Genomic DNA, 21,775 nt, shown 5'->3' on the forward strand with positions numbered 1-21,775 from the left:
TCGGCCCCGCGAGCAGAATGGGGCTATGCACGTCGATGCCCTCACGACCCTCCTGAACGAGCTGCCGGGCGCCGAGGCGAGTCACCCCTTCGGGCCCGAGACCCGCGTCTGGAAGGTCGGCGGCAAGGTGTTCGCGCTCGAGTCCGAGCGGTTTGGCCGCCCGGTCGTCAGCGTGAAGGCCCTGCCCGAGAACGTGGTGCACCTGGTCGCCGGAGTCGACGGGGTCGAGCCCGGTTACCACCTGAACAAGCGGCACTGGGTGACCGTCGACGCGGGCGGACGGGTGGAGGAGGGGCTCCTCCTCGAGCTGGTGGCGGAGTCGCACGCGATCATCGTCGCGAAGCTGCCGCGCCGACTCCGCCTGGCACTCGACGGCACGGCGAGCGGCTCGTTCGACGAGGACCGCTGACCGGCGCGGGTCAGATGCCGTAGGAGCGGAGGTACGCGGCGGTGTCCTGCCAGCCCTCGACGGCGAAGCACTCGACGCCCATGGCCTTCACCGGGTAGTCGTTGCCGTCGGGGTCGAGGCGGTCGCCGACGAAGATCATCTCGTCGAGGGGGATGCCGGTGATCTCGGTCAGCTTGTTCATCCCGTAGGCCTTGTCGATGCCCTTGCGGGTGATGTCGACCGACGTGGAGCCGCCGGAGCGGACCTCGAGGTCGGGCAGTACGGCCTGGACGGCCTCGCGGAGCGTGTTCTTCTTGACGCCGTCCGGGTCCCACGCCTGCTTGATCGGCACGGGCGCGGCCTGGCCGAGGGCCGAGAAGGTGATCTGGGAGTCGCGGTCCTCGAGGATGGGGCCCCAGGTCTCGGACTCCCAGTAGCCGAGCTCCTTCGCCTTCTCCTCGACGGCGGCGAGGGCGCGGGACTTCTCGTCGTCGGTGAGGTTCTCGGCGTAGATCTGCTTCCAGTCGCCGTCGTCGTAGCGGTAGTACTGCGTGCCGCAGGTCGGCATCAGGTGCAGCTTCGCGAGCACCTCGGGGTCGGCGCCCTGGAGGCGGTCGAGGACCTGCATGCGGAACTGCGCGATCTGCCCGCCCGAGATGATGCAGACCTCCGTGGCCTTCAGCAGCCGCACGAAGAGATCGGCCATGACCGGGTCGACGGGGGACTTCGAGGCGGCGAGGGTGTCGTCGAGGTCGAAGGCCATCAGGCGGGGCAGGGTGCTCATGGATCTCGTTTCACGGTGTGCGGACGGGAGGGCGCGGTGCGCGGTATCGAGGATACGGGGCCGCGCGGCCGTCCCGCCTCCGGCCGCGCGCCGCCCGGAGGCCGTTCCTCGCGCAGACTGGAGGCATGCCCACCCCGACGCCCCCCGCCGACGGAGGACGCCGCTCCGTCCCGCGCACGATCGCCCGGATCCTCCTGGGGCTCGTGCTCGTCACGGCCGGAGCGGGTCATCTGACCTTCGCGCGGCAGTCCTTCCAGGCGCAGGTGCCGCCGTGGCTCCCGTTCGATCCCGACGTCGTGGTCGTCGCGTCGGGGGTGGTCGAAGTCGTGCTCGGGCTCTCGCTCGTGCTGCTGGCCCGGTGGCGCGTGGTCGTCGGAGTCGTGGTCGCCGCGTTCTTCGTGGCGGTGTTCCCGGGCAACGTCTCGCAGCTCGTCACCCGCACGTCGGCCTTCGGGCTCGAGACCGACGCCGCTCGCGCAGTCCGGCTCGTCTTCCAGCCGCTGCTCGTGGTGTGGGCGCTGTGGTCGACGGGTGCGTTCTCGGCCTGGCGGGCGCGTCGGAGCGGGGCTCGGGGCTGAGCGCAGCGGGCAGCCCCGCGCAGCTGCTGGTCGCGCGAGGTCGTTCGGCTCGCGGAAGGCCGTTCGGGTTCCGCGAGCGGCGGGCCGCACCGCGCTCGCTCAGCTCCCCGCCGACCTCCGCGCGAGGTACGCCGCCTCGGTGCGGGTCGCCGCGCCGAGCTTGCGCAGGATGTTCGAGACGTGCACGCTCGCCGTCTTCACGCTGATGAAGAGCTCCTGGGCGATGGCGCGGTTGCCGAGCCCCTGGGCCACGAGCTCGAGCACCTGGCGCTCGCGGTCCGTCAGCGGCTCGGTGCCGAGCGGGGCGGTGCCGGGAGCCGCCTCGCCGTGCCCGAGGCGGCGCTCGAAGCGGTCGACGGCGTCGACGAGCAGCCCGAGCCCTGCGCTCTCGGCCACGGCGCAGGCCGCGCGCGCCTCCCGCTCCGCCTCCTCGCGCCGGCCCGCAGCGGCCAGCGCCTCGGCGAGGCGGAGCCGGGAGTACGGGAGCAGGTGCACGAGCGCGGTCGGAACCTCGTTGGCCAGGGCGGCGGCCGCCCAGGCGTCGGGGTCGTCGCCGATTCCGGAGGCGCCGCCGAGCTCGGCCTCGATCACCGCGACGAGCGCCGGGGCGGTCGGCCACCCGGCGGCCGTGGCGAGGATCGCGCGCAGTCGCGCCTCCGCATCGACGGGCCGGCCGTCGCGATCGACGAGCGGGACGGCCTCGCGCCGCGCCGTCGCCACGATGCGGGCGACGACGACGAGCAGGAGCAGATCGGCGGAGGGGAGCGGACGGTGCTCGGGACCCATCGCGTCGCGGACCTCGGCCCAGGCGGCCCCGACATCGCCGTTCTCGAGCGCGATCGCGCCGGCGACCTTCGCGAGGCCGACGAGCGAGTGCCGCTCCGTGCGCAGCTGCCGGCTGAGGGGCTGGCGCCACCGCGCGAGCAGGGCCGCCGCCTCCTGCGGGTCGCCCCGCCAGAGCACCGCCCAGAGCTTCCGCCGCTGCAGATGCGCGGCGAAGCCCAGCGGGGCGTCGAGCTCCAGCGCCCGGTCGAGCAGCTCCTCGGCACGGCGCCACTCTCCCACCGAGGCGAGGGCATCGGCCGTGTTGGCCATCAGCATCGCGCCGAGAGTGCGCGCGACCCCGTGCTGTCGGGCGTGCTCGGCGCCCTCCTCGGCGGCGGCCACCGCCTCGCGGAACCGGCCGACGAGCGAGAGCGCGTCGGAGAGGTTGAGCCAGTAGCGCAGGCGGGCGGAGTCGTCGTCGCCCGCGAGCTCACCGGCGAGCTCGAGCTCGGCGAGGCCCTCCTCGACCCGGCCGAGCTCGACGAGGGCCATTCCGCGGATGTTCGTGGCGACGCTCCTCCTGCCCCGTGACCCGACCGCCTCCGCCTCGGCCGCCGCAGCATCGGCGACGGCGACGGCCTCGTCGAGGTCGGCCTCGAGCATCAGCCGTGCGGCCAGCTCGCCGAGGATCCGGGCGCGCAGCACGCTCGGCTCGCCGCCCCCGAGGAGCGCGAGCGCCTCGCGCAGCAGGACGACGGAGCCGACCTGACCGAGGTTGGCGAGGTAGGACGCCTTGTCGCGCAGGAGCGTCGCCCGGCGGGACGCCTCGAGGCCGTCGCTCGCCAGCGCCTCGTCGACGAGCGCGATCGCGCGCTCGCTCTCGCCCGCGTCGCGGAAGTGGTGCGCGGTCGAGCCCAGGAGGTCGGCCCGGTCGCGCCCGCGCGCCTCGGCGGGCGCCTGCTCCCACAGCTCGAGAGCCCGCTCGCCCATCCGCGCCGCGAGGGCGTGGGCGAAGGACGCGCGGGCGTGCGCCATGGCGGTCAGCGAGGCTGCGAACGCGCGCTCGGAGTCGTGCGCGGCCATCCAGTGGTAGGAGATCTCGGAGGCGGCGGCCGGCCCCCGCGCCCCGAGCGCCTCGGCGTAGCAGGTGTGCGCGCGGACCCGCTCGCCGGGCAGCAGCTCGTCGTGGATGGCGTCTCGGACGAGGGCGTGCCGGAAGCTGTAGCTGCTGCCCTCGACGAGGAGCACCCCTCCGGCGATCGCCTCGCGGGCAGCGGTCTCGACGCCGTCGGCGTCGCCGTGCACCGCGGTGATGAGGTCGTGCTCGACGCAGGTGCCGCCGGCCGAGAGCGTCCGGAGGATCCTCTGCGTGGGCTCGCTCAACCCGTCGTAGCGGGCGAGGAGGACGTCGTGCAGCGACTCCGGGTAGCAGTCGGGGACCGTCGCTGCCTCGGCGCGTGCGAACTCCTCGACGAAGAACGGCACTCCCTCCGTGCGCTCGACCACGAGGGCGAGATCGCGCGGGGCGACGGTCGTGCCGCGGAGGGAGGCGACCATCGCCTCCACGCCGCGCCGGTCGAGCCGAGAGAGCTCGCGCCGCTGCACCCGGTCGCTCCGCTCGAGCTCGGGGAGCCAGGCGCGCAGCGGATCGCCCCGGCGCAGCTGATCGCTCCGGAAGGTGAGGACCACGAGGATCCGCCCCGCGGTCGCGACGCGCACCAGGAATCGCAGGACCCCGATCGTCGCCGGGTCGACCCAGTGCAGATCCTCGACGACCAGCACGATCGGCCGGAGCCTCGACGCCGCCTCGAGCGCGACCGTGACCGCCTCGAGCACGGGAGGGGCCGCGGCCGCCGGCTCGCCGCTCGCGGGCAGCTCCGGCAGCAGGATGCGCAGCCCCTCGACCGACGGACCCGCCAGAGCGGCGAGCTCGTCCGAGCCGACGACGCGCGCCAGATCGCGCAGCGGCGCGGTGATCGGGGCGTAGGGAGGGGCGTCCTGGTCGAGGTCGACGCACTGGCCGCGCAGGACGAGCGCCTCGGGCGGCAGCCGCTGCACGAACTCGGCGACGAGCCGGCTCTTGCCGATGCCCGCCTCGCCGCCGACGACCACCGTGTGCGTGCCGTCGACGAGCATCCGCTCGTAGGCCCGCTGGAGCGCGGCGAGGTCGTCGTCGCGCCCCACGAGGGTGGTCGGCGCGAGCGGGAGGGGCATGGGCATCATGGTGCCACCGACCTCCGTCACCGGGGGACCGGCGGCGGGGGCGGTGTCGGTTTCCCGCGGGTCGGCGACCGGAACGGCCCCCGCCTCCTCAGGCGCGGGCGTGGACAGGGCGGCGGAGGAGGCGGAGCAGCGCCGGCAGCCGGCGCTCGGGCCGGCGCGGTGCGCGCTCGCGGCGCAGGCGCTCGACCTCGGCCGCCCGGTCGAGGCGGCGCTCCCTGTCGTGCAGGAGGGTGGGGAAGGAGTACTCGCTGAGCATCATGTCGGTCCTCTCATCGTGGCGATGAGGAGAGGCTCGCTCGCGAGTCGGGTCGAGGGCATCGGGCGGTCGCCCTATCTCGGCTGCGGAGGCGGCGCCGGGATCTGAGCCCGCGGGCGTCTCCGGTCTCCTCCGCGGCTCGCGGGCGGTGATCGGGGCGTGCACGGGGCCGTCGATCCGCGCGACGACGCGGTTCGGGAGGGATAGGGCGATCGCCCGATGCGGGCCCGGGGGTCTTACGCGGATCGTCGTACTCGGCGCAGACAGCGCCCGAGTCTCAAGGAGTTCGCCATGGTCTTCCTCATCGTCCTCGCCGCCCTGATCGTCTGGGCGGTCGCCGCGGCCGTCGTCACCGTCGTCCGTGACGGCTACGGTCCGCTGCCGACGCGGACGGGCACCGAGCGGGTCGCCGCTCCCGCCGCACGGTCGGCTCGCTGACTCGAATGCGGTCGTGCCAGCCGGAGCTCGGCGGTCGCGACGCGTGGCGCACCTCCGGCTCGTGGAACGACGTCCGGCTCGCAGGATCCGGGAGATCCTGCGAGCCGAACGTGGTCGTGCGAGCCGGAGGTGCGACCCCGGGTGCCCCTATGCGGTGCGGCGGCGGCGCGCGATCAGCAGCGCGCCTCCCGAGAGCAGCAGCAGGAGCGCGCCGCCCAGGAACGCACCCGACTCGACTCCGGTGCTCGCGAGCGGGCCGGAGTGCGAGCCGCCGGCGACCGGGACGGCCGTCGTGGTCGGGACGGGCGACGGCGCGGCGGTCGGCTGCTCCGTCGGGGCGGCCGTCGGCGTGCCGGGCTCGGCGGGCGTGCCCGGCTCGGCCGGCACCTCGGCCGCGACCGAGGTCAGCGACCAGTTCGCGTCGAAGAAGTCGGCCTTGTCGATGACACCGCGAGCGCTCGCCCAGTCGATGAGCAGCTGGCGGATCTCCTGCAGCTCGTCGTAGACGACCGGTGCCTCGGCGACGGCGGGGTAGCCGCCTCCGCCGCTCTGCCGGTAGTTGTTGACCGCCATCACGAACACGTCGTCATCCGCGACCGGCGTTCCGTCGGGGAGCGCGAGGTCGCGGATCCGCGAGCCCTCGGGCTGCGAGATGTCGATCACGTAGTCGAGGCCAGAGAGAGCGTCGTAGTTGTAGTCGGGGATGCCGGTCGGGCGGTCGGGGGTGACCGCGTTCGTCCCCGTCGCCGGGTCGAACGGAGCACCGGGCGCGACCTGCGCGAAGTACCGCGCCGAGAACTCGAGGTACTCGCGCACCTCGGCCCCCGTCATCTCGACTCCGCGCAGGGTGTTCTCGTAGATGTACAGCCCCGCGATGTCGCGGATCGTGACCTGCCCCTTCGGGAAGACGGCGGTGCGCGAGAACGGGGACGCCTGCGAGATGACGGGGACGTCGGCCCACTGGGTGCCCTCGAGTGCCGCATCGACGGTCTCGGCCTGGACGTTGTTGATGAAGTCGATGATCGGGGTGTCCTCGTAGCGCGAGGTCTCGGCCGAGAGCTCCTCCACCGACTCCGCGACGGGAGTGTTCACGTAGTCGATCGTCGTGGCGTGCTGCTCGGCGAGGGCGTCGAGCACGGCGGTCGACTCCTCCGGGACGTCCCGCGCGTACACGGGCGCCGCGGTCGGCGCCGCTCCCTCCGACCAGTCGACCTCGAGGTCGCCGGCCGCATCGGGCACCAGGTTCAGCGTGACCTCTGTCACGCCCTGCGCCCAGTAGTAGGGCTGCGTCACGAGGACCTGCTCGCCCGCGACGTTCGTGTAGAGCGTCTGCGGCACGTCCTGGTGGCTGTGGCCCGCGACGACGACGTCGATGCCGGGCACCTGGGTCGCGATGTTGTTGACCACGTCCTCGTTGAGGTCGGCGGGGTCGTAGTCGGCGTCGGCGACCGTGCCCTGACCGGTGTGCGCGAGGACGACGACCACGTCGGCCTGCTCCTCGACGATCGGGACCCACTTCTTCGCCGCCTCGACCATGTCCTGGAACTCCAGGACACCCTCCACGTACTGCTTGTCCCAGACGCGGACGCCGGGGGTGACCAGCCCGAGCACGCCGACGGTGACGGTCTCGCCGTCGATCTCGCGCTCGATCAGCGTGTAGGGGTCGTGGTAGGGCTCGCCGGTCGCGACGTCGACGACGTTCGCGCCGAGCAGCGGAGCGTTCAGATCGCCCTCGTAGGCGCTGAGCATGTCGAGCCCGTAGTTGTACTCGTGGTTGCCGACGACCTGGGCGTCGTAGCCGATGGTGTTGAAGGCGGTGGCCATCGGATGCGTCGTCTCGTCGGCGAGGACGCCGGCGGCTCCGTCGCCGAGACCGTAGTAGTAGGTGAGCGGCGTGCCCTGGATCGCGTCGCCGTTGTCGAAGACGAGCACCGACTCCTCGCCCTTCTCGGCGCGGAGGCGGTCGACCTCGGTGCCGACGCGGGTGAGACCGAGCGTGTCCTCGCCCTCGTAGGGCGCGTTCGCGAAGTAGTCCCAGTTGTAGACGTGCCCGTGCGTGTCGGTCGTCGACACCAGGGTGAGCTCGACGCCGTCGTCGAGGGTGGCCGCGGTCGCCACCGGGGCGACGGTGGCCGCCCCGAGAGCGGCGACGGCGAGGAGGCTTGCGGCGCGGATTCGGCGCATCGGTTTCCTGTTCGCGTGATGGGTGGAGTGTGAACGGGTTCGAACCTATGCGCCGCGTGTGAACGGGGCGTTTCGCATTCGAGAGCATCGCTCGGCGATGTCCCCGGCGACGCCCTCGGAACGCCGCGCGGAGCCTCTCCGCTAGAATCGAGCGGCTGGTCGCGCGGATGCGGCATCCGATGCCCGGCCGGCCCGCCGAGGCTCGGCGAACCCCGACTCCGCCCACTCGCGAAGGACACGCCATGCCAGCAATCGTCATCACCGGCGCCCAGTGGGGCGACGAGGGCAAGGGACGCGCGACCGACCTCCTCGGCAGCCGGGTCGACTACGTCGTCAAGTTCAACGGCGGCAACAACGCCGGCCACACGGTCGTCGTGGGCGACGAGAAGTACGCGCTGCACCTGCTCCCCTCGGGCATCCTCACCCCGGGAGTCGTCCCCGTGATCGCGAACGGCGTGGTCGTCGACATCGAGGTGCTCTTCCACGAGCTCGAGGCGCTCAGCGCCCGCGGGGTCGACGTGTCGAAGCTGCTCGTCAGCGCCAACGCGCACGTCATCACGAGCTACCACCGCACGCTCGACAAGGTGACGGAGCGCTTCCTCGGCAAGCGCCAGATCGGCACGACCGGCCGCGGCATCGGCCCGGCCTACGCCGACAAGATCAACCGCGTCGGGATCCGCATCCAGGACCTCTTCGACGAGAACATCCTCCGCCAGAAGGTCGAGGGCGCGCTCGACCAGAAGAACCACCTGCTGGTGAAGGTCTACAACCGCCGCGCGATCCTGGTCGAGCAGGTGCTGGAAGACCTGCTGCAGTACACCGAGCGCCTGCGGCCGATGGTCGCCGACACTTCGCTCGTGCTCGCGCAGGCGCTCGACGCCGGCAAGACGGTGCTCTTCGAGGCCGGTCAGGCGACCATGCTCGACGTCGACCACGGCACCTACCCGTTCGTCACCTCCTCGAACGCGACCTCCGGAGGCGCGGCGACCGGCTCCGGAGTCGCCCCCAACCGCATCGAGCGGGTCATCGCGGTCATCAAGGCCTACACGACCCGCGTCGGCGCGGGCCCGTTCCCGACCGAGCTCTTCGACGAGTGGGGCGAGTACCTCCGCAGGCAGGGCTTCGAGTTCGGCACCACGACGGGGCGACCGCGTCGCTGCGGCTGGTACGACGCCCCGATCGCCCGCTACTCGGCGCGCATCAACGGCGTCACCGACTTCGTCCTGACCAAGCTCGACGTGCTCTCGGGCCTCGAGACGATCCCGGTCTGCGTGGCCTACGACGTCGACGGCGTGCGCCACGACGAGGTGCCCGTCTCGCAGAGCGACTTCCACCACGCGAAGCCGATCTACGAGGAGTTCCCCGGCTGGCAGGAGGACATCTCGGGCTGCCGCGAGTTCTCCGATCTGCCGCAGACGGCGCAGGACTACGTGCTCGCCCTCGAGGCGATGAGCGGCGCCCGCTTCTCGGCGATCGGCGTCGGCCCCGAGCGCGAGCAGGTCGTCGTGCTGCACGACCTGCTCGACTGAGAGCGCTGACGCTCGGCCCGTCGTCAGAGCCTGTGCAGGCCGCGCTCGATCGCTGCGAGGATCGCGCGCTCGACCTCGGACCACGCCGTGAGCACCTGGGTCGCCGAGAACCGGAGGGTGACGTATCCGTCGACCGCGGCGTGGAGGTCGCGGCGGCGGTCGTTCTCGAATTCGTGTGTGGAGCGGCCGTCGAGCTCGATGATCAGAGTGCGGCCGATCAGCAGATCGACGCGGCCGACTCCGGCGATCCAGACCTGAGCCCGTGCCTCGACGCCGATGAGGTGCAGGCGCCAGCGCGCGAGGGTCTCGAGGCCGCTGCCCGCATCGTCGCGGGCGAAGGCGAGCGCCGCGTGCAGGCGGACGGGACAGGTGTCTCGGAGTCGGGCCAGGTCGTCGCGGTGGACGAGACGCTTCTCGCGCGCCGACTCGAGCGCGACCAGGAGATGCTCGGGGCCGAGCGCGGTCCCCAGCTGCACGATCGCGTGGCCGATCGACACGCGCAGCATCTCGTCATCGGGCCACTCCGGATCCCAGTGCAGGCGGACGCCGCGGGGCGCCTTCATCCGTGAGGCGTTGTGCGGGACCCAGACATGCCGTCGACTCGATCTGAGCACCCACAGGCCGTGCGACGCCGCGGCATCCGTGGCGGCGAGGCGACCACCGAGACGGAAGGCCACGAGAGACGCCTCCGGAAGCAGGGCCGAAGCATACGAACCGCGTCGCCCGCGAACGAGGGCGCCGGAGGACACGGCGGCGGCCAGCTGTCGATCGGTGGCACCGGCGTCGAGCAGGGCCCTTCTGCTCGCGATGCCACCGCGATGTCTCAGCTCTGCCTCGATGTCCATCGGACGAGAATCGCAAGCCGTGAGCCTGCCGAAGCGCTCGATCGGCCTCCGCGACACCGTCAGGCGGCTTCGGAGGGCTGTTGAGGAGGGCCGACCTCCGGCACCGGCGAGGGGAGGCGTCAACAATTCAGGAAGATCTTCCTCAGGGCGACGACATCAGCCGGATCTCCGGCCCGTCCGACGAATCCTTCCTGAATTGTTGACGGGAGCGATCACGACGGCACCGGATAATCGGGCGCATGCAGATCTACGCCGACCTCCCCGCCGTGCGCGCGCGGCAGATCACGGCCGACGCACTCGCGGTCGCCGTCGTGGTGATCGCCGTCGCGGCCGGTATCGCGGTGGGGTCGCTGATCGCGGGGCTCGCCGAGATCGGGCGCCGGCTCGAGAGCGCGGGGAGCGGCTTCGGGACGACGATGAGCGACGCCGGCTCGACGCTGGGCGGGATCCCGCTGCTCGGCGACACCGTGCGGGCGCCGTTCGACGAGGCGAGCGGCGCCGGTGCGGTGCTGGCGGCCGCAGGACGCGACCAGCAGCAGCTCGCCGGAGCGCTCGCCGTCGTCGCGGGTCTCGCGGTGGGCGGCCTGCCCCTCCTCCTGCTCGCCGTTCTCTGGCTGCGTCCGCGCCTGCGCTTCGCTCGGCGGACCGCCGAGCTCCGGGCGCTCGGCACCACGGCGGCCGGCTCCGAGCTTCTGGCGCTGCGCGCCCTCACGGAGGCGTCGCCGGGCGAGATCCTCGCCGCCCACCCCGACGCGGTCCCTCGCTGGCGCGCGGGCGACCCCGCAGCCACCGCGGCGCTCTCGGCGCTCGCCCTGCGCCGCGCAGGGCTCCGCCCTCGCTGAACGCCCCCGGGACGAGCGGACCATGCACCGTCCCCCGAACGGATGACGGCACGACCACCACCGGGCGACGAGCGCGACAGCAGCGCCTCCATAGCGTCGAAGGCATGCAGAACCAGACCTCCACCGTCGTGGCGCGCGTCGAGAACGTGCGCAAGCTCTACGGCAGCACGCCCCCCGTCGTCGCTCTCGACGGCGTCACCCTCTCGATCGAGCGCGGCGAGTTCACCGCAGTCATGGGCCCGAGCGGATCCGGCAAGTCGACCCTGATGCACGTCCTCGCCGGCCTGGACACGGCCACCGAGGGGCGCGTGTTCCTCGGCGACGTCGAGATCACCGCGATGGGCGACGCCGAGCTCACCCTGCTCCGCCGACGCGGCGTCGGCTTCGTCTTCCAGGCGTTCAACCTCGTCCCCACGCTCGACGTGCGCGGCAACATCCGCCTCCCGTTCGAGCTCGACGGCCGCGCGATCACCGCCGAGGAGGAGGAGTGGATCGCCCGCCTCATCGTCTCGCTCGGGCTGCGCGAGCGCCTCACCCACCGTCCCTACGAGCTGTCCGGCGGCCAGCAGCAGCGCGTGGCGATCGCCCGCGCGCTCGCCACCCGCCCTCAGCTGATCTTCGCGGACGAGCCGACCGGCAATCTCGACTCCCGCACGGGCCGCGAGGTGCTGGCGCTGCTGCGCACGTCCACCCGCGAGTACGGGCAGTCGATCGCGATGGTGACCCACGACCCGATCGCCGCCGCCTACGCCGACCGCATCGTCTTCCTCCGCGACGGGGTCGTCGTCGACGACCGGCGGGGGATGAGCGCCGAGGAGATCTCGCGCACCATGCTCGAGATGGAGGGTGCGGCGTGAGCGGGGTGCGCACGGGCTCGCGTCAGGGCGGAGGCGCGATCGTCACCGTCGCTGCGCTCTCTGCCGCGTTCGGCGGCGTCCTGGTGCAGGTGATCGCCGATCTCGTCGCAGCGCTCTCGGCAGCCGGGCTCGACGAGGTCGGGTCGGTCGCCCTGCAGCTGTCGCTGGTCGGCGTCGTCTTCTTCGGCATCGCGGTGTTCGTCGGCGGAGTCGTCACGGCCAACGCGGTCTCGACCGTCGTGGCGGGACGCACCCGCGAGATCGCGCTCCTGCGCCTGCTGGGCGCCTCCGGACGCTCACTGCGCGGCGAGATCGTGCGGACGGGCCTCGTGCAGGGCGCTCTCGGCGCGGTCATCGGCACCGCGGTCGCGATCGTGCTGGTCATCGGCGCGGCGGAGGTCGCGATCCGCACCGGCGCGCTCGACCGCTTCGTCTACCCGTGGGCGTCTCCGGGCCTCCTGCTGCCGATGCTCGCCGTGATCGCGTCGAACGTGCTCGCCTCCTGGTCGGGATCGCGCCGCGTCCTCGCGGTCGCCCCGGCGCAGGCCGCAGGCTCCTCGGCGGAGCCGCGCTACGACGAGCTGCGGGGGAGGCGCGCCCGCAACGTCGTCGCGATCGTCCTCGTCGTCGGCGGTGCCGCGCTCCTCGCCGGCGGAGTGGTGGTCGGGCTCGTCGCCCCGGCGGGAGTGCTCCTCGGTCTGCTGGGCGGGATGGCGTCGTTCACCGGCGTGATCCTCGGGGCTCCCGTGCTGCTGCCTCCGCTGACCGCCCTCGTCGGCCGGGCGTTCGGTCGCGGCCCCGTCGCGCGCCTCGCCTCCGCGAACGCCGTCCGCAACCCGGCCAGGAGCGCGAGGGCGGTGATCGGCCTCGTGATCGGAGTGACGCTCGTCACCATGTTCGCGGTCGCCGCCGAGACCTTCGGCGACATCATGCGCTCGACGGGCGAGTTGAGCCCCGTCGCCTACGCGGCGTTCGAGCAGTTCATCTCGGTCAGCACGACCGTCATGAGCGTCCTGCTCGGCTTCTCGGTCGTGCTCGCGGCCGTGGGGATGGTCAACACCCTCTCGCTGAGCGTGCTGCAGCGCCGGCGCGAGCTGGGGCTCCTCCGGGCCCTCGGCTTCACGGCCGGCCAGGTGCGCTCGATGGTGGTGCTCGAGGCGGCTCAGATGATCGTCGCGGCCGCCCTGCTCGGTGTCGTCCTCGGCATCGGGTACGGCTGGAGCGGCGCGGTCGCGGTGTTCGGCTCGCTGCCCGGGATCGGCCTGGTCCCGCCGTCGATCCCGGTGCCGATCCTGGTCGCCGTGCTGGTCGTCGGCACCGTGATCACGATCGTCTCGGCCGTCGTCCCCGCCCGCAGGGCGACCAGGGTGACGCCGGTCGAGGCGCTCGCCGTCGCCTGAGCGCGAGGCCGGGCGGTCAGACCACCGAGAACCCCTCGGCGAGCCGCTCCCGCCCGGTCATCGCCATCAGGAACTCCTCCGCCCGTCCCGCCCGCGCGGCGAGAGCCCCGGACAGCGAGCAGCAGGCCTCGACCGCCTCGCCCGGAAGAGCGTGCGGGATCCCGGTGGCGCGGGAGAGGTCGATCGTGTGCACCACGAGCTCGAGCACCCGGGTGCGCAGGTACTCGCCGAGCTCGATGCCGTGACCGCCGATCGAGACGAGGCGGTCGTGCGGCTGCGTCGCGACGAGCGCCGTCGCCCGGCCGATCGCCTCCGCGACGGCGTCGCCCGGCCGCTCGCCGAGCCAGGCGCCCGCCTCGACCCCGCGCCGAGCGACCTCGGCGGGGTCGGCGACGTTCCCCGCGAGCGCACGGTAGTAGGCGGGAGCGTCGGTGACCGTCCGCCGACCGGGGTCCTCCGCGAGGAGGTAGGTCTCGACCGTCAGGATCGCGCGGGCCGTGTGGCCGGCCAGCCCGCGGACGTCCCAGTCGCCGAGTCCGGGTGCCGACCACTGGTCGTCCTCGATCCGCTCGAGGAGGCGGAGGAACGCGCGGGCCGAGGCCTCGAACATCGCTGAGCTGTCCATGGACCACATGCTGGCACGCCGACTGGACTCCTCGATCCGAGGACGCGACCCCAGAATGTCCGGGTGAGCACCTCCGCCCTCCGCCCGCCTCCCACCACACTCACCGGTCGCGTCATCGCCCTCGAACCGCTGACCGAGGACCACCTCGAGCCGCTGCACCGGGCGATCGCGCGCCCCGAGGTGTTCGCCGGCGGGTACGGAGGAGGGCCGGCCGGTGTCCCCGGCTCGGTGGACGCGTTCCGCGCCTTCGCCGGCCGCTACTACCCGTGGGCGACCGGCAACCCCTACGCCGTCGTGCTCGAGGGCGTAGTCGTCGGGACGACGTCGCTGGCCGACTTCGACGAGACGAGGGAGGCGGCGCACCTCGGCTGGACCGCCTACGCACCCGAGGTCTGGGGCTCGGCCGTCAATCCCGACGCGAAGCGGCTGCTGCTGGGGCTCGCGTTCGACAGCGGGTTCTCGCGGGTCAAGCTGCAGGCCGACGCGGCGAACGCCCGCTCGCGTGCGGCGATCCTCCGCCTCGGCGCGGTGTTCGAGGGGGTGCTCCGTCACGATCAGCGGCGAGCGGACGGCACGTGGCGGGACACGGCGGTGCACTCGATCCTCGTGGAGGAGTGGCCGGCCGTCCGCGACGCGCTCGATCGCCGCCTCGCCGCTCTGCGCTAGCAAGCACGGCGAGGACCGCGCAACCGGGTGCCGGTGTCGGACCCGTGGGGTAGGAAAGGGGCATGGAACGCATCCACTACGCGGGGAGCTCCGTGCTCACCGGCAGTGCCATCGCCCGGGCGCTCGTCCGCTACGCGGAGGCCCTGGCGATGCGTAAGGGCTCGATGACGGTCGAGATCCCCGTGCGCCGACCCTCCGGGGGAGAGGGGCGCGCCTCCCTCCTCATCGGTCCCGCGAGTCAGCTGTTCTCCGAGACGGAGGACAGCGCGTACGACGAGATCGTCGACGAGGAGCTCGTCGCGCGCCTCACCGGCGAGACGGAGCGGCTCGGAGTCTCGCACCCGGTCGCGGAGGCCGCCTCGGACGACGGTGGCGCGCAGCTCGGGGACTTCGAGTTCCGGCGCCTCGGCGACGACGAGAGAGGCCGCTGATGCGGCCCGAGGCGCGGGCCCGCGCCGGTAAGATCACGACGCATCCCTCGGCGCGTTTCTCGCCGCGGGGGCAGCAGACCGAATGGAGAGTGCCCTGATGGGCCGCCTGATCTACGACTCCACCCTCGAGGCCGACTTCGACGACCGCCTCCTGGCGCACCTCCAGATCGTCATCGGCTCGAAGCTCGCCCGCAACGAGTCCTTCTACTTCTCGTGGAAGGACTCGCAGGCGGTCGGCGACGGGCGCACCTCCATCTGGCTGCACCCCGCGATCCCGTTGCGCTTCAAGTACCACGGCGGTCGTGCACCCGCCATCAACCCCGAATGGATCCGCCAGCTGCTCGCCGATTCGCACACCGCGCACGGTCTGCGGATCAGCGAGGAGCCTCACGGCGGCGGTCGGCAGACCGAGGAGAGCGTGCTGTGAAGCGGGTCGAGATCACCTACGGCGGCAAGCCGTACAGCCTGCACGACACCACGGCCGCCGCGGTGCGCGAGAGCGTCGAGAAGGCGCTCGACGGCTCCGCCTCACGCTGGCTCACGGTAAACCAGGGCGAGGGCGAGCCGCGCGAGACGTCGATCCTGATCACTCCGGGAGTCGCGTTCGCGGTCGCCGACGTCGCGCACTGAGCCGGGTTCGCACTGAGCCCGGGTCGAACTGGGCCGGATCCGGACTGAGCCGGGTTCGCACTGAGCCGGATTCGCACTGAGCCGGATTCGCACTGGGCCGGATTCGCACTGAGCCGACGGTGGTTCCGAGCCGGACGTGCGCCCGCGCTAGTGTCGAGCCCGTGAAGCAGACGCGAGGCGCCGCCGCCCTCCTGACGGTCCTGGCGCTCGCGGGGTGCACGGCGCCCCCTCTCGACGAGTCCGCCGATGTCGCGCCCGCCGCGGCCCGTGAGGAGTCGCGCGACCGGGTGAGCGCCCTCGTCGCCTCCCTCACCGTGCCGCAGAGCGACGCCTTCGCGTTCGCCAGGGCGGCGAGCGACCCCGGAGCCGAGGGCGTGGAGCTGATCGGGATCGAGTCGTACGAGGCCGAGACGCCCGACGGGCCCTTCGGGTCGCTCTCGTTCCGCACACCGGTCGATCCCGCGCTGTTCCCCGACGCCGGAGTCGACGCGTTCTGCTTCCGCGTGCCCCTCTCGGCCGCGGGTCCGACCGCCGACGGCGGCGCCGCCGCTCCGGACGACGCGGCATCGGAGGCCGGGACCGACGACACCACGACCGACGACACCACGACCGACGACACCACGACCGACGACACCACGACCGACGACACCGCGACCGACGACACCGCGACCGAGGACGGCGGCGTCGAGGAGATCGACTGCCCGGCCGACGCGACCGAGATCACGCCGCCGCCCGCCGAGGGCTGAGCACCCGATCGGCTCAGTCCGCCGCCGACACCGCCTTCACCACGGCCTTCAGGGTGCCGGGGTCGCCGAGGATCCTGAAGTGGCCGCCCGTCTCGATCTGCACGTTCACCGCTCCCTCGAGCCTGCTGCCCTCGGGGATGTGCGGGTCGAACAGGCCGAAGACCGACGTGATCCGGGCGTTCGCCGCCGACCGGCTCGAGAGGAGCAGCGTCGTCGCGTCCTGCGGTGAGAACGAGCGGAGGCTCTTCAGCGGCAGGAACCGCGCCCACCGCGAGCCGCCGAACGGGGTCGACACGGCGACCATGCGATCGACGCGACCGTCGGGGTCGAGCTCGGTCATCACGTACTTGCCGATCAGGCCGCCCTTGCTGTGCGCGACGACGACGACTCCGCGCAGATCGTGCTCGGCGAGGTAGGCGGCGACGTCCTCGGCCGTCCTCGGCACGGGTCGTCCGTTGCGGCCGAGGCTGGTCAGCACGTGCAGCGGGTGGCCGTGCTCGTGCAGCGGGTCGATGATCGGGCGGAGGAAGGACCAGGTCTCCCAGATCCCCGGCAGGACCAGGATCGGCCGCAGCTCCCCGCCGAGGTAGTCGACGGGGGCGCGACGCGAGACGAACCCTCGCAGCTGCCAGGCGACGGCGTAGGCGTAGTCCTGGATCCACCAGGCGGCGTCGCGGAGCAGGTTCAGCGTCCTCATCGGGCGGCCGCCTCGAGGTCCTGGGCGAAGCGGCTGAGCGCGCGGGCGAGCGGCCCGGCGTCCGTCCGCGGCACCACATGGCGGGAGGAGCGCATCTCGAGCAGCCGCCCGTCGGAGGCGTGCGCGACGAGGCGCTCGCACCAGTCGCGGGTTCCGACCGGGTCGTCGTGGCCGCGGACGACGAGGACGGGCCGGGTGACGGCGGCGAGCCGCCGCTGGATCGGGTAGTGCAGCATCTCGGGGAGCTGCCTCAGGTACCAGCGGACGCCTCCGCGCACGTAGTCGGCGAACACGAGGAGATCGACGGGCAGCGGCTCGCCGAGGGTGTCGCGGGCGAGAGCGAGGGCCTGCTGCACCGCCGTGGGCCGCTCGGGGTCGACGACCGGGCCGATCAGGACGACTCCGTCGACGAGCTCGGGAGACCGGACGGCGAGCTCGACGGCGACCTGGCTGCCCATCGAGTGGCCGACGACGACCGCGCTCGAGACGCCGCGATCGGCGAGCGCCCGCTCGAGCAGGCGCGCGTGATCCGCGATGCCCACGCGCTGCTCCGGCCTGCGGTTGGAGCCGAAGCCGGCGAGGTCGACGGCGATCACCCGGCCGTGCTCGCGGAGGTGCACGGCGAGCTGCGAGAAGGTGTGGTGCGACATCCCGATCCCGTGGATCAGCAGGAAGGTGCGCACGGCGTCGGAGCGGCCGGTGGCGTAGGAGCGCAGCTCGATCCCGTCGATCACGTGGAGCACAGCGGGATCGCGTCGGCGGAGGGGCATAGCCCCAGGCTAGGGACCTTGCGGTCGCGGGCGCGCGGGGATGCGCACCGTGCACGGGTGGGCTAGGGGCTGTCAGGCCGCGCCCTGATGTCGGGATCCGGTCTTACGGCCGATAAGCCGCTGCGCGAAAGGGCGACAGCCCTAGACTGGGGGCATAGTCACTAACCAAGGGCCTTGCGTCCGTCGCGACGTTCCGACCGTGACGGAATCCACGATCGGTTTCAGACGCTTTGATAACGCTATTGCCAGATCGGACGGATCTACAATCGGCACTGCGCGATCTTCGCAATGAAGGACAACCTCGACTCTGGGGACGATATGGGAGCGGGCGGCAATGCCGCGCTCGTCAGTATCATCTGCTTTGCGGGACGCAATCGCAATCCCTGCGAGTGTTGCCGTGACCTTCTTTGCCACTGCTGATGCAAGATCGCTCGGTTTTTCGCCAGATGCATTCGGGTGACGATAGTCTTTGACCTCTATGAGTACGACACGAAGATCACTCCCATTGAGTTGATCGCGCTCGACCGCGACGACATCAACCGCCTTGATTCCATCATGTACTTTCAGAAAGACTGTCGTATAAAACTTCGACGCATCGTACTTGAGCACACTCCAGCCTTCTGGAAAACTAAATTCCGCTCCATCGACGAGAAGGTCCATCATTCGGCAATTGCATCGAGGAAACGATCGGACTGCGCAAGAGATTCGTCTAGAATCGCAAGATCGTCGAGTTCCTCGAGATACTCTCCGGATGAGGCTCTGACGCCGTCGCTGCCCTTCGAGAGGGTAACGAACTGCAACGCAGGGAAGGATGGGTCACCCATTCGCTTGAGAATCTCTAACTCCTTCATCAAGTACAGGCTATGCGTGCCAACAAAAACCTGAACACCCGATCGAGCCAGTTGAGCGATGGTCCGAGCCACGTGCCGAAGAACGCGAGGATTCAGATTCGCTTCAGGCTCATCCCAGAACAGAAAGCCACTCTCGAAGAGAGTGCCGTTTGCGATAAGGCGCGCAAGCATCGCGAGTTTTCTCATCCCCTCGGCGACTAGGGGCATCTCATATTTACCGCCGCCAGTGACCCGAAGGTAGAAGCGGCCTCCCTCCTCGGCAACGCTTCCGCCGAGCGACTCCTCAAGGGGGGCAAGTAGCCCCCGCACTCGGTCTTGTCGAGGACCACGGCTGAGAGGTAGTCCAAGGAGGATGCAGGTATCCCGCCACGATTCCTCAAACTCGAGAGTTGTGCGTTCGTATAGCGAAACGAAGCCGGGATAGATCGTGAGCAATTCGCGCGTCGGGAGATAGACCGGGGTTCCCTCAATTGCTCGCGATAGGCGCCCGGAGAGGTTGACCTCGCTTCGAGAATTAGTTGCAAACGAGAAAGAAATATTCTGACGTGGTCCCGTGAACTGCACGTCGACCTCCGCCCGCCCTCGTCCGGGGCGTCGCCGAACCAACCGACCGAGTGATTCCGGTCGGAAAACTCCAACCAATTTGGAAGCAATCTGACTCTCGGGGCTTACCGCTAACGTGTCGCGGGCGGGTTCGGACGCGGATAGCACTGAATACATAGCCTTCAGCACGTGTGACTTACCGGCGCCGTTCTCGCCAGCAAAGATGTTGATGCCGTCGACCAACGGAAGGTTCAGGTCAGAGAAGACGGTGAAGTCCTTAAGGTGAATACGACTGATTTTCGTGGCCACGCATTTGCCGCTCTGTCGGGGGAAGTTGATGGAACTCTACCGGGAGGGCAACGCACTCGCTCGAATGGGCGTGATTGTGTCTCCTGAAGTGACCGAGTCGAAGGCGCGCACGACGAGCGGGCGGAGGCGCGGGTGTCAACCGCCTCCGCAGCGCACGAGGGCTGCCTAGCCTCGGAGGACGGCGGCATCCGCGCCGCCCGCGGAGGGACCATCACATGCGCATCGCGATCGTCGGAGCGACGGGCAATCTGGGCACGGCACTGCTGCGGCGGCTCCACGGCGAGCCGTCGGTGGAGGAGATCGTCGGGGTGGCGCGCCGCGCCCCTCGGCCGGAGTCGCCGGAGTACCGCGGGCTCCGCTTCGTCGAGGTGGACGTGGCGTCGAGCGAGGCTCCGCGCCTGCTCCGAGAGGCGTTCGCGGGGATGGATGCGGTCGTCCACCTCGCTTGGGCGCTGCAGCCGAGTCATGACGAGCCGTTCCAGCGACTGGTCGACGTCGGAGGCACCGCCGCGGTGCTCGAGGCGGTCGCGGCGGCGGGAGTGGGGCAGGTGGCCGTCGCCTCGTCGGTCGGCGCCTACAGCGCGGCCCCGAAGACGACGAGGGTCGACGAGAGCTGGCCGACGGGCGGACTGCACACCTCGACCTACAGCCGTCACAAGGCGGCGAACGAGCGGGCGCTCGACGCGTTCGAGGCGGCGCATCCGGAGGTGGTGGTCACGCGGCTGCGCCCGGGACTCGTGTTCCAGCGGGGCGCGGCGACCGAGATCGCCGGGCTGTTCGCCGGGCCCCGGTACCCGACGCGCTGGCTCCGGGCGGTCCGGCCGCCCGTGCTCCCGCTGCCGCGCACGATGATCTTCCAGGGCGTGCACGCGGACGACGTCGCCGACGCGTTCTGGCGCGCCCTCGACCGCCGAGCGGCCGGGGCCTTCAACATCGCGGCGGAGCCGGTGCTCACGCCCCAGCGCATCGCCGACCTGGTGGGCTCGCGGCTCGTCACGGTGCCCACCGGCCTGCTGCGTGCGGTCGTGAGCGCGACGTGGCGCCTCCGGTTGCAGCGGACGGACGCGGGCTGGATCGACATCGCGACGAACGTGCCGATCATGTCGACCGAGAAGGCGCGGAGCGTCCTCGGTTGGGAGCCCGCGAGGAGCGCCGAGGAGGCGTTCCAGGAGCTGCTCGACGGCCTCGCCGACCGCTCGACGGTGGCCGGGTCCGCACCGCTGCGGGGAGTCTGACGCGGGCGGATCTCGATGCGCCGGCCGCGCGGGCTGCTCGATCAGCAGGGGCTGCCTGCTGATCGCGCGGGCGGCGTATCGAGATCCGCGACCGTCAGACGCCCTCGGAGACCCGGATGAGGACCTTCCCGGTCACGCCGCTCTCGACCGCGTCGTGAGCGGCGGCCGACTCCTCCAGCGGAAACCACGTGAGCGGCAGGCCCGCCGCCTCGCCCACGGGCAGCGCGCCGTCCTCGAGCGCCCGGGTGATGTCCTCGGCGGCGGTCCTCAGCGCCTCGTCGCCGACCGTGTAGAGCAGCAGGCCCTGCCAGCGCACGTTCTTCGCGAAGCTCGCGACGATCGGCACCGAGAACTCGTCGCCGTTGTTGTTCGCGTAGTAGCCGACGCTCCCGTGGTTCGCGAGCACCTCGACGTCGAGTGCCGCGTTCTGCGCGGGCGCGACCTCGACGATCTGCTCGACGCCGTCCGGAGCGATCTCGAGGATCCGCGCAGCGAGTGCGTCGTCGGGGTACTGCAGAACGTGGTGCGCGCCGGCCGCTCTGGCGAGTGCAGCCTTGCCGTCGCTGCTCACCGTGGCGATCACGGTCGCGCCGGCCCACGCGGAGAGTTGGATGGCCGCGTGCCCGACCGCTCCCGCGCCGCCCTGGACGAGCACCGTGCGACCGGAGAGGGCACCGGGAGACAGCCGCGAGGGGCCGTGCTCGTGCACGGTCAGAGCGCGGTGGGCCGTCATCGCGGGCACGCCGAGACTCGCGCCGACCTCGAAGCTCGTGCCGTCGGGGAGGCGGACGACGCGGTTCGCGGGGACGACGGTCCACTCCTGAGCGGTGCCCGTCGGGCGCTGGTGGGCGGCCAGGTGCACCCAGACGCGGTCTCCGACAGCGAGGCCGGTCACGCCGTCGCCGAGCGCGTCGATCACTCCGGCACCGTCCTGGTTCGGGACGACCTCGTCGAAGGCGAGGGCGCCTCCGGCTCGCGCCTTCCAGTCGGTGGGGTTCACCCCGGAGGCGACGACGCGCACCCTCACCTCGCCGGCGCCCGGGTCGGCCGGTTCGCGGTCGACGAGGGAGAGGACGGAGGAGGCGCCGGTGCGGGAGTAGACGATGGTTCTCATACGGGCGACAAGAGCGCCCGGCGCGGGGGTATTCCCGATCCGCGGCACGACGAAGGGGCGCCCGGTCCG

24 protein-coding genes are annotated in these 21,775 nt (G+C 71.7%); 13 read left to right on the forward strand and 11 right to left on the reverse strand.

Features of this window, described 5'->3' with window-relative positions; all coding sequences use genetic code 11:
• The first annotated feature begins 25 nt into the window (after positions 1 to 25).
• A complete protein-coding gene (locus B9Y99_RS16915) occupies positions 26 to 409 on the forward strand; it encodes an MmcQ/YjbR family DNA-binding protein (protein ID WP_085477787.1) in 384 nt (127 codons plus the stop codon).
• Between the two features lie 10 nt (positions 410 to 419).
• Here B9Y99_RS16915 and B9Y99_RS16920 read toward each other — a convergent pair whose 3' ends face one another.
• Positions 420 to 1,172: an HAD-IIB family hydrolase gene (locus tag B9Y99_RS16920; protein ID WP_085477788.1), complete on the reverse strand. Its 753-nt coding sequence runs from the start codon at positions 1,170 to 1,172 to the stop codon at positions 420 to 422.
• Between the two features lie 125 nt (positions 1,173 to 1,297).
• On the opposite strand from B9Y99_RS16920, the gene B9Y99_RS16925 reads away from it, so the two are divergent.
• Entirely contained in the window at positions 1,298 to 1,750 is a 453-nt protein-coding gene (locus tag B9Y99_RS16925) for a DoxX family membrane protein (RefSeq protein WP_085477789.1), read from the forward strand.
• A gap of 99 nt (positions 1,751 to 1,849) precedes the next feature.
• On the opposite strand, the gene B9Y99_RS19390 is transcribed toward B9Y99_RS16925, so the two are convergent.
• Positions 1,850 to 4,729, reverse strand: coding sequence for an ATP-binding protein (locus tag B9Y99_RS19390; RefSeq protein WP_165759660.1), 2,880 nt, complete (start codon positions 4,727 to 4,729; stop codon positions 1,850 to 1,852).
• Positions 4,730 to 4,826: 97 nt separating this feature from the next.
• On the reverse strand, positions 4,827 to 4,997 hold the full coding sequence (locus B9Y99_RS18910; RefSeq protein WP_165759661.1) for a hypothetical protein: 171 nt from the start codon (positions 4,995 to 4,997) through the stop codon (positions 4,827 to 4,829).
• 288 nt (positions 4,998 to 5,285) lie between these two features.
• Between B9Y99_RS18910 and B9Y99_RS18915 the strand changes: the two genes are divergently transcribed.
• Positions 5,286 to 5,432: a hypothetical protein gene (locus B9Y99_RS18915; RefSeq protein WP_165759662.1), complete on the forward strand. Its 147-nt coding sequence runs from the start codon at positions 5,286 to 5,288 to the stop codon at positions 5,430 to 5,432.
• A 147-nt stretch (positions 5,433 to 5,579) separates the two neighbouring features.
• On the opposite strand, the gene B9Y99_RS16935 is transcribed toward B9Y99_RS18915, so the two are convergent.
• Complete coding sequence (locus B9Y99_RS16935; protein WP_085477791.1) at positions 5,580 to 7,616, reverse strand: 5'-nucleotidase C-terminal domain-containing protein; 2,037 nt, start codon at positions 7,614 to 7,616, stop codon at positions 5,580 to 5,582.
• A gap of 242 nt (positions 7,617 to 7,858) precedes the next feature.
• On the opposite strand from B9Y99_RS16935, the gene B9Y99_RS16940 reads away from it, so the two are divergent.
• Entirely contained in the window at positions 7,859 to 9,145 is a 1,287-nt protein-coding gene (locus tag B9Y99_RS16940) for an adenylosuccinate synthase (protein ID WP_085477792.1), read from the forward strand.
• 23 nt (positions 9,146 to 9,168) lie between these two features.
• Here B9Y99_RS16940 and B9Y99_RS16945 read toward each other — a convergent pair whose 3' ends face one another.
• Complete coding sequence (locus B9Y99_RS16945) at positions 9,169 to 9,708, reverse strand: DUF559 domain-containing protein (RefSeq protein WP_085477793.1); 540 nt, start codon at positions 9,706 to 9,708, stop codon at positions 9,169 to 9,171.
• A gap of 521 nt (positions 9,709 to 10,229) precedes the next feature.
• On the opposite strand from B9Y99_RS16945, the gene B9Y99_RS16950 reads away from it, so the two are divergent.
• The 3 genes from B9Y99_RS16950 (at position 10,230) to B9Y99_RS16960 (ending at position 13,089) form a co-directional block, all read left to right on the forward strand.
• Positions 10,230 to 10,832 carry a hypothetical protein gene (locus B9Y99_RS16950; RefSeq protein WP_085477794.1) on the forward strand — a complete coding sequence of 201 codons (603 nt, stop codon included), beginning with the start codon at positions 10,230 to 10,232 and terminating at the stop codon, positions 10,830 to 10,832.
• Between the two features lie 104 nt (positions 10,833 to 10,936).
• The gene (locus B9Y99_RS16955; RefSeq protein WP_085477795.1) at positions 10,937 to 11,689 is read left to right on the forward strand and encodes an ABC transporter ATP-binding protein; all 753 of its coding nucleotides are present in this window, start codon (positions 10,937 to 10,939) and stop codon (positions 11,687 to 11,689) included.
• Positions 11,686 to 13,089 carry an ABC transporter permease gene (locus tag B9Y99_RS16960; protein WP_085477796.1) on the forward strand — a complete coding sequence of 468 codons (1,404 nt, stop codon included), beginning with the start codon at positions 11,686 to 11,688 and terminating at the stop codon, positions 13,087 to 13,089. Before B9Y99_RS16955 ends, B9Y99_RS16960 begins: the two co-directional genes overlap by 4 nt.
• Before the next feature lie 16 nt (positions 13,090 to 13,105).
• On the opposite strand, the gene B9Y99_RS16965 is transcribed toward B9Y99_RS16960, so the two are convergent.
• Entirely contained in the window at positions 13,106 to 13,714 is a 609-nt protein-coding gene (locus B9Y99_RS16965; RefSeq protein WP_165759663.1) for a maleylpyruvate isomerase family mycothiol-dependent enzyme, read from the reverse strand.
• A gap of 63 nt (positions 13,715 to 13,777) precedes the next feature.
• On the opposite strand from B9Y99_RS16965, the gene B9Y99_RS16970 reads away from it, so the two are divergent.
• From B9Y99_RS16970 to B9Y99_RS16990, 5 genes are all read left to right on the forward strand, one after another.
• A complete protein-coding gene (locus tag B9Y99_RS16970) occupies positions 13,778 to 14,380 on the forward strand; it encodes a GNAT family N-acetyltransferase (protein ID WP_085477798.1) in 603 nt (200 codons plus the stop codon).
• Positions 14,381 to 14,442: 62 nt separating this feature from the next.
• On the forward strand, positions 14,443 to 14,811 hold the full coding sequence (locus B9Y99_RS16975; RefSeq protein WP_085477799.1) for a hypothetical protein: 369 nt from the start codon (positions 14,443 to 14,445) through the stop codon (positions 14,809 to 14,811).
• A gap of 97 nt (positions 14,812 to 14,908) precedes the next feature.
• Entirely contained in the window at positions 14,909 to 15,238 is a 330-nt protein-coding gene (locus B9Y99_RS16980) for a DUF7882 family protein (protein WP_085477800.1), read from the forward strand.
• Positions 15,235 to 15,441, forward strand: coding sequence for a hypothetical protein (locus tag B9Y99_RS16985; RefSeq protein WP_085477801.1), 207 nt, complete (start codon positions 15,235 to 15,237; stop codon positions 15,439 to 15,441). Before B9Y99_RS16980 ends, B9Y99_RS16985 begins: the two co-directional genes overlap by 4 nt.
• A gap of 161 nt (positions 15,442 to 15,602) precedes the next feature.
• Positions 15,603 to 16,187: a hypothetical protein gene (locus tag B9Y99_RS16990; protein WP_085477802.1), complete on the forward strand. Its 585-nt coding sequence runs from the start codon at positions 15,603 to 15,605 to the stop codon at positions 16,185 to 16,187.
• Positions 16,188 to 16,200: 13 nt separating this feature from the next.
• On the opposite strand, the gene B9Y99_RS16995 is transcribed toward B9Y99_RS16990, so the two are convergent.
• The 4 genes from B9Y99_RS16995 to B9Y99_RS17005 form a co-directional block, all read right to left on the reverse strand.
• Positions 16,201 to 16,884, reverse strand: coding sequence for an esterase/lipase family protein (locus B9Y99_RS16995; RefSeq protein ID WP_085477803.1), 684 nt, complete (start codon positions 16,882 to 16,884; stop codon positions 16,201 to 16,203).
• A complete protein-coding gene (locus B9Y99_RS17000) occupies positions 16,881 to 17,654 on the reverse strand; it encodes an alpha/beta fold hydrolase (protein ID WP_085477804.1) in 774 nt (257 codons plus the stop codon). The genes B9Y99_RS16995 and B9Y99_RS17000 overlap by 4 nt, the downstream gene beginning before the upstream one ends.
• 141 nt (positions 17,655 to 17,795) lie before the next feature.
• Positions 17,796 to 18,317: a hypothetical protein gene (locus B9Y99_RS18620; protein WP_129588104.1), complete on the reverse strand. Its 522-nt coding sequence runs from the start codon at positions 18,315 to 18,317 to the stop codon at positions 17,796 to 17,798.
• The gene (locus B9Y99_RS17005; protein WP_208857003.1) at positions 18,314 to 19,357 is read right to left on the reverse strand and encodes an AAA family ATPase; all 1,044 of its coding nucleotides are present in this window, start codon (positions 19,355 to 19,357) and stop codon (positions 18,314 to 18,316) included. The genes B9Y99_RS18620 and B9Y99_RS17005 overlap by 4 nt, the downstream gene beginning before the upstream one ends.
• Positions 19,358 to 19,572: 215 nt before the next feature.
• Here B9Y99_RS17005 and B9Y99_RS17010 point away from each other — a divergent pair, with 215 nt between their 5' ends.
• Positions 19,573 to 20,592: an NAD-dependent epimerase/dehydratase family protein gene (locus B9Y99_RS17010; protein ID WP_085477805.1), complete on the forward strand. Its 1,020-nt coding sequence runs from the start codon at positions 19,573 to 19,575 to the stop codon at positions 20,590 to 20,592.
• Positions 20,593 to 20,686: 94 nt separating this feature from the next.
• Here the strand turns inward: B9Y99_RS17010 and B9Y99_RS17015 are convergent, their stop codons facing one another.
• On the reverse strand, positions 20,687 to 21,706 hold the full coding sequence (locus tag B9Y99_RS17015) for an NADPH:quinone reductase (protein ID WP_085477806.1): 1,020 nt from the start codon (positions 21,704 to 21,706) through the stop codon (positions 20,687 to 20,689).
• Between the last annotated feature and the right edge of the window lie 69 nt (positions 21,707 to 21,775).

The sequence above is a fragment of the Rathayibacter oskolensis genome, assembly GCF_900177245.1.
In the GTDB taxonomy this organism is placed as follows: domain Bacteria; phylum Actinomycetota; class Actinomycetes; order Actinomycetales; family Microbacteriaceae; genus Rathayibacter; species Rathayibacter oskolensis.

Coding starts and splice junctions, on each gene's coding strand:
- B9Y99_RS17000 (WP_085477804.1), bottom strand. CDS start 17,654: ATGCCCCTCCGCCGACGCGATCCCGCTGTGCTCCACGTGATCGACGGG.
- B9Y99_RS16945 (WP_085477793.1), bottom strand. CDS start 9,708: ATGAAGGCGCCCCGCGGCGTCCGCCTGCACTGGGATCCGGAGTGGCCC.
- B9Y99_RS17015 (WP_085477806.1), bottom strand. CDS start 21,706: ATGAGAACCATCGTCTACTCCCGCACCGGCGCCTCCTCCGTCCTCTCC.
- B9Y99_RS16920 (WP_085477788.1), bottom strand. CDS start 1,172: ATGAGCACCCTGCCCCGCCTGATGGCCTTCGACCTCGACGACACCCTC.
- B9Y99_RS18915 (WP_165759662.1), top strand. CDS start 5,286: ATGGTCTTCCTCATCGTCCTCGCCGCCCTGATCGTCTGGGCGGTCGCC.
- B9Y99_RS19390 (WP_165759660.1), bottom strand. CDS start 4,729: ATGCCCCTCCCGCTCGCGCCGACCACCCTCGTGGGGCGCGACGACGAC.
- B9Y99_RS16950 (WP_085477794.1), top strand. CDS start 10,230: ATGCAGATCTACGCCGACCTCCCCGCCGTGCGCGCGCGGCAGATCACG.
- B9Y99_RS16980 (WP_085477800.1), top strand. CDS start 14,909: ATGGGCCGCCTGATCTACGACTCCACCCTCGAGGCCGACTTCGACGAC.
- B9Y99_RS16915 (WP_085477787.1), top strand. CDS start 26: ATGCACGTCGATGCCCTCACGACCCTCCTGAACGAGCTGCCGGGCGCC.
- B9Y99_RS16940 (WP_085477792.1), top strand. CDS start 7,859: ATGCCAGCAATCGTCATCACCGGCGCCCAGTGGGGCGACGAGGGCAAG.
- B9Y99_RS16975 (WP_085477799.1), top strand. CDS start 14,443: ATGGAACGCATCCACTACGCGGGGAGCTCCGTGCTCACCGGCAGTGCC.
- B9Y99_RS16955 (WP_085477795.1), top strand. CDS start 10,937: ATGCAGAACCAGACCTCCACCGTCGTGGCGCGCGTCGAGAACGTGCGC.
- B9Y99_RS16965 (WP_165759663.1), bottom strand. CDS start 13,714: ATGGACAGCTCAGCGATGTTCGAGGCCTCGGCCCGCGCGTTCCTCCGC.
- B9Y99_RS16995 (WP_085477803.1), bottom strand. CDS start 16,884: ATGAGGACGCTGAACCTGCTCCGCGACGCCGCCTGGTGGATCCAGGAC.
- B9Y99_RS16925 (WP_085477789.1), top strand. CDS start 1,298: ATGCCCACCCCGACGCCCCCCGCCGACGGAGGACGCCGCTCCGTCCCG.
- B9Y99_RS18620 (WP_129588104.1), bottom strand. CDS start 18,317: ATGATGGACCTTCTCGTCGATGGAGCGGAATTTAGTTTTCCAGAAGGC.
- B9Y99_RS16935 (WP_085477791.1), bottom strand. CDS start 7,616: ATGCGCCGAATCCGCGCCGCAAGCCTCCTCGCCGTCGCCGCTCTCGGG.
- B9Y99_RS18910 (WP_165759661.1), bottom strand. CDS start 4,997: ATGATGCTCAGCGAGTACTCCTTCCCCACCCTCCTGCACGACAGGGAG.
- B9Y99_RS17010 (WP_085477805.1), top strand. CDS start 19,573: ATGCGCATCGCGATCGTCGGAGCGACGGGCAATCTGGGCACGGCACTG.